Consider the following 3785-nt stretch of genomic DNA (forward strand, 5'->3'; position numbering starts at 1 on the left):
CTAGCAGCCACCGTGCTGCGATGCTGCGCAATATGGCGAATTCCTTGTTGACTCACGAAACCATCGTGACAACTTTGCCTAAAGCAAAAGAATTGCGCCGCGTAGTTGAGCCCTTGATTACCTTGGGCAAAAAACCTTCTTTGGCAAACCGTCGTTTGGCTTTTGACCGCACTCGCGATCGTGATGTTGTAGTTAAATTGTTTGACGAATTGGGTCCACGCTTTGCTGCTCGTAACGGCGGCTATGTTCGTGTACTGAAATACGGTTTCCGTAAAGGCGACAATGCTCCTTTGGCATTGGTTGAATTGGTTGATAAAGCAGCTGATTCTGCTGAATAAGCACATTAATATGAAAGCACTACCTGTTTAGGTGGTGCTTTTTTATTTGGATGGCCCCTTTCTCATTTCGCAGTGCTACAATAAACAGCGACTGATTATGTTGTGTCTCAGAGTTGTAGCTCCCTTTCTCATTTCGCAGTGCTACAATGGCTTTAAGGGCTTCCTCTTCGTCTTCAGAGTTGTAGCTCCCTTTCTCATTTCGCAGTGCTACAATGCGGCATATTGTTGGCAGCCTCTTTTATCAGTTGTAGCTCCCTTTCTCATTTCGCAGTGCTACAATAATTCGTTTTTCCTTGTACGGATTAAACGGGTTGTAGCTCCCTTATATATTTCGCTCCATCGAGGGGCGCAATTTTTTACACTTCTTATAGAACTTTAAGCCCCTTTAACTCTAGCCAGTGAAGGGGCTTTCTTATGTGCATCGCATTTTATACAGTCAATTCAGATAGTTTTTACAGTTTTGAAGAACAAAGAGCCGTTATCGTCCGCGTTTTCAAAGATGATGAGCTTGTAGAAACCGTTTCATTTCCTATTACAAATCCCAAACAAAAATATAAAACAGAAAAACAGGCTGAAGAGTATGGCCGTCTTGCTGTCCGTTCTATTTTGAACCAATGGGAGGCAGACGCATGAGAGCCGAAGAGAGAGCAGAAACGGCGGGGGCGTGTGGGGGCGCGCCTTGCGCGCCGCAAACGGCCACGCCGTTGAATGCCCCCCCTAGGCTAATAGGGGGGGAGCAAAAAAAACCTAATCCACAAAGTGGGGAGCAAACCGAAAAAACCGATCAAGTCGAATTTGAATATTTTTCCCAATACGTAACCGACGGAAAAGGCCGTTTGATAGAAATTCCGCTAAGACGCGGTAGGGAAGACGGCGCATTCATCGACCAGATCACATTTACGATACATGAGGAATCCATACCCAAAGTAACCCAAAAAGCCTATGTAACAGACGCAGAGTACCTCACAAAGTACAGCGAACTGCTGCAAGAGATTCTAGGCTTCGGCATCAGTGCCAAACTGCCTTACAAAGGCAAATTCTTCTATCAATCCTGTTATCAGCTCGGCCCGAAAAACGTTGAGTACGGCAAAGTTCACTACGGCGGCCAAAGAGAAACAATACTTGTAGAGTTGAACGGCACCGGATGCACCGCAGCTAAACCCGGTTGGGAAAACAGGCTTTATGAATTTCTGCAAAAGTGTGTCCGGCCAAAAATAACAAGGGTTGACGTAGCACATGATTTTTTCAATGGAGAGTACACGCCCGAGCAGGCTTTAACCGGTCACGATAACGGCCTTTTTGACTGCCACAACGTCCGCCCGAAAAGCGAATGTAAAGGCGTTTCTTGGAGACACGAAGATGGCAGCGGCAAAAGCTTCTATATCGGCAAACGCGGCAACGCCAAATACACCCGGATTTATGAAAAAGGCAAGCAGTTAGGCGATAAATCAAGCCCTTGGGTTCGATTTGAAACAGAGTTCAGAAACGGAGATATAGAAGTACCATTAGACATATTGATTCACGCCGGTGCGTATCTTGGCGGAGCGTATCCCGTCTGTGAACAGATATTCAAATGCGAAGCCAAGCGCATGGATTCAACGGTTAAAGAGGTCAATCTCACGTTTGAACACAAACAATTTTACGCAAGGCAGCAAGTCGGCAAATGGGTCAATTTTTTAAAAGATATCGGTTGGTCGGCTGAAGAAATCGTCAAAGATTTGACTAAAGGCATTGAAGGCTATCCCAAAGGTCTCCAGCCAGAAGAGTACGACAGCAGCACAGCCAGCGCTTTTTATATCCATGAAGAGCAAAAAGCCATAAACGACCTGAATATCGAAGTCTTAGATTTTGAATTAAATCAGGCAGTGCAATACGAGTATCCGCAAGACATGCAGAAACAGCATGAGCGCGATTTTGACAAAGAGCAGTATCAAATATCAGATCAGTTAGAAGACTGGAAATATTTATAAAACCAAAGAAAGGCTATAACCATGTTTGATCAAGTACAAGTAACCACATACCCCGCCACGCTCCTGGGCGCTAAACAGTTTAAAGGCGAGATTGACGGCAACAAAATCGACACCTGTACCGTACTTGTCGCCAGCCCCATGCCCGCCAACGGCAATAGCGTAGGCTTTACCGCTGCCAGCATGAAATTTGGCGAAAGCCACAATTTCGATCGGCTGAAAAACCTCAAATTCCCCTGTTCCGTAAATGTAACCGTCTCAATGGAATCTACCGGCAAAGGCTTAGTACCCAAGCTGCTTGATTTTGAAGTGAAAGGCGTGGCGCCCAAAGCCTAAGGCAGAAAGGCCGAAATATGAGCAGGTATCAGCAAAAATTTATCGTTCAGGAACTGGAAAACTATGAATTCATCTGCCCCGATCAGTTTGGCGACATCGGATTTACCCAAAATCTGAAAGAAGCCGGACAGTATGAAAGCTATGAAGACGCATTCAATGCCGGATTAGAAGAGATTGGCGGACATTTTCAGGTTTTCAGCTTCTATATCAGAGAAGAATAAAAGTTAACAGGCTCGGCGGGCGGTCTGTCAAACCTTCACATAGCCCGCAACAATCAAGGAATAATTATGAACAGAAATAAATTACCCCTATCATTTAAATTAAGTTTGGTTGGGTTGGTTTTTTTCCTACTGGTTTTAATTGTATCGGTTTGGTACCTGTACGGTTAAAAGACTTGCGGTCAGTCTAAAAACAACCGCATCACTTTTTTATAAACCTTTATTGAAAGGAAAACGCTATGAAACTTTTAAACGTAGCAAAAAAATATGGCAATAAAGTTATTGCTGCAACAGCCCTGACAACCGCTTCCGCCCTGGCTGCTGCCGAAGGCGTCGATTTGTCCGGTATTGGTACTACTGCTGCTGCAGAAATTGCAAAATTTGCCGTAATGGTATCTGCGATTGGTGCTGCCGTTTTGTCGGTTATCGTGTTGATGCAAGGCTTTCGCATGGCCTTTAGCATGGTTAAAACGGCTAAATAACTGAAAGGGTAGGACATGGGGTATCGCGTCGGATTGCAATGCTTTTTATCGAACGAAGAAGCGCATGATTATGTGTTGTCTCAAGTCCTACCTACCGTAACGGCGGATGGCAAATTTGTCCGACCTTACAAAAACGGCAAAGACTGGTATTTGAACGAGCAGAAAATCAATTTGAGTTTTCCGCAATGTGACATAGCAGAACAAATACAATTCGGCGTATTGGTCGGCGCGCCGTTCATAGTCTTATTGGTGCTTGTATTCGGTATCAGGATGATAAAACGGTTGATTGAATCAGTTACGGAGAATAAAGGGGGTGGAGATGGTTGACTTTTGGTTTTTATACGGATTCGGCGCGGTCTGTTTGGCATCGCTGATATTTTTTTGATATTCAAAAAGGGTATAATCCCGACTTTCTGTAACCGTTACGAAAGTTAGGATTATGTT

At 44.6% G+C, this 3785-nt stretch carries 7 protein-coding genes; all 7 read left to right on the forward strand.

The genetic code is table 11. The annotated features are described in order from the left end of the window. A partial coding sequence (gene rplQ / locus ACTHUM_RS10755; protein WP_440402876.1) for a 50S ribosomal protein L17 occupies positions 1-338 on the forward strand: 338 nt, incomplete at its 5' end. A gap of 414 nt (positions 339-752) precedes the next feature. Beyond that, positions 753-971, forward strand: a complete 219-nt coding sequence (locus ACTHUM_RS10760) for a hypothetical protein (protein WP_070461282.1) — start codon at positions 753-755, stop codon at positions 969-971. Beyond that, on the forward strand, positions 968-2308 hold the full coding sequence (locus tag ACTHUM_RS10765; RefSeq protein WP_070461281.1) for a replication initiation factor domain-containing protein: 1341 nt from the start codon (positions 968-970) through the stop codon (positions 2306-2308). Before ACTHUM_RS10760 ends, ACTHUM_RS10765 begins: the two co-directional genes overlap by 4 nt. Positions 2309-2329: 21 nt before the next feature. Beyond that, complete coding sequence (locus tag ACTHUM_RS10770) at positions 2330-2641, forward strand: hypothetical protein (RefSeq protein WP_070461280.1); 312 nt, start codon at positions 2330-2332, stop codon at positions 2639-2641. Between the two features lie 17 nt (positions 2642-2658). Then, positions 2659-2862: a hypothetical protein gene (locus tag ACTHUM_RS10775; protein WP_070461279.1), complete on the forward strand. Its 204-nt coding sequence runs from the start codon at positions 2659-2661 to the stop codon at positions 2860-2862. A 236-nt stretch (positions 2863-3098) separates the two neighbouring features. Continuing rightward, positions 3099-3341 (forward strand): hypothetical protein, encoded by a 243-nt coding sequence (locus tag ACTHUM_RS10780; protein ID WP_070461278.1) that lies wholly within the window; start codon positions 3099-3101, stop codon positions 3339-3341. A gap of 15 nt (positions 3342-3356) precedes the next feature. Then, positions 3357-3668 carry a hypothetical protein gene (locus ACTHUM_RS10785; RefSeq protein ID WP_440402877.1) on the forward strand — a complete coding sequence of 104 codons (312 nt, stop codon included), beginning with the start codon at positions 3357-3359 and terminating at the stop codon, positions 3666-3668. The last annotated feature ends 117 nt before the right edge of the window (positions 3669-3785 follow it).

It is taken from the genome of Neisseria sp. P0021.S006 (genome assembly GCF_051956895.1).

What these genes read in the sequence shown, in the direction of transcription:
- ACTHUM_RS10760 (WP_070461282.1), top strand. Translation starts at nt 753, where the DNA reads ATGTGCATCGCATTTTATACAGTCAATTCAGATAGTTTTTACAGTTTT.
- ACTHUM_RS10780 (WP_070461278.1), top strand. Translation starts at nt 3,099, where the DNA reads ATGAAACTTTTAAACGTAGCAAAAAAATATGGCAATAAAGTTATTGCT.
- ACTHUM_RS10770 (WP_070461280.1), top strand. Translation starts at nt 2,330, where the DNA reads ATGTTTGATCAAGTACAAGTAACCACATACCCCGCCACGCTCCTGGGC.
- ACTHUM_RS10765 (WP_070461281.1), top strand. Translation starts at nt 968, where the DNA reads ATGAGAGCCGAAGAGAGAGCAGAAACGGCGGGGGCGTGTGGGGGCGCG.
- ACTHUM_RS10785 (WP_440402877.1), top strand. Translation starts at nt 3,357, where the DNA reads ATGGGGTATCGCGTCGGATTGCAATGCTTTTTATCGAACGAAGAAGCG.
- ACTHUM_RS10775 (WP_070461279.1), top strand. Translation starts at nt 2,659, where the DNA reads ATGAGCAGGTATCAGCAAAAATTTATCGTTCAGGAACTGGAAAACTAT.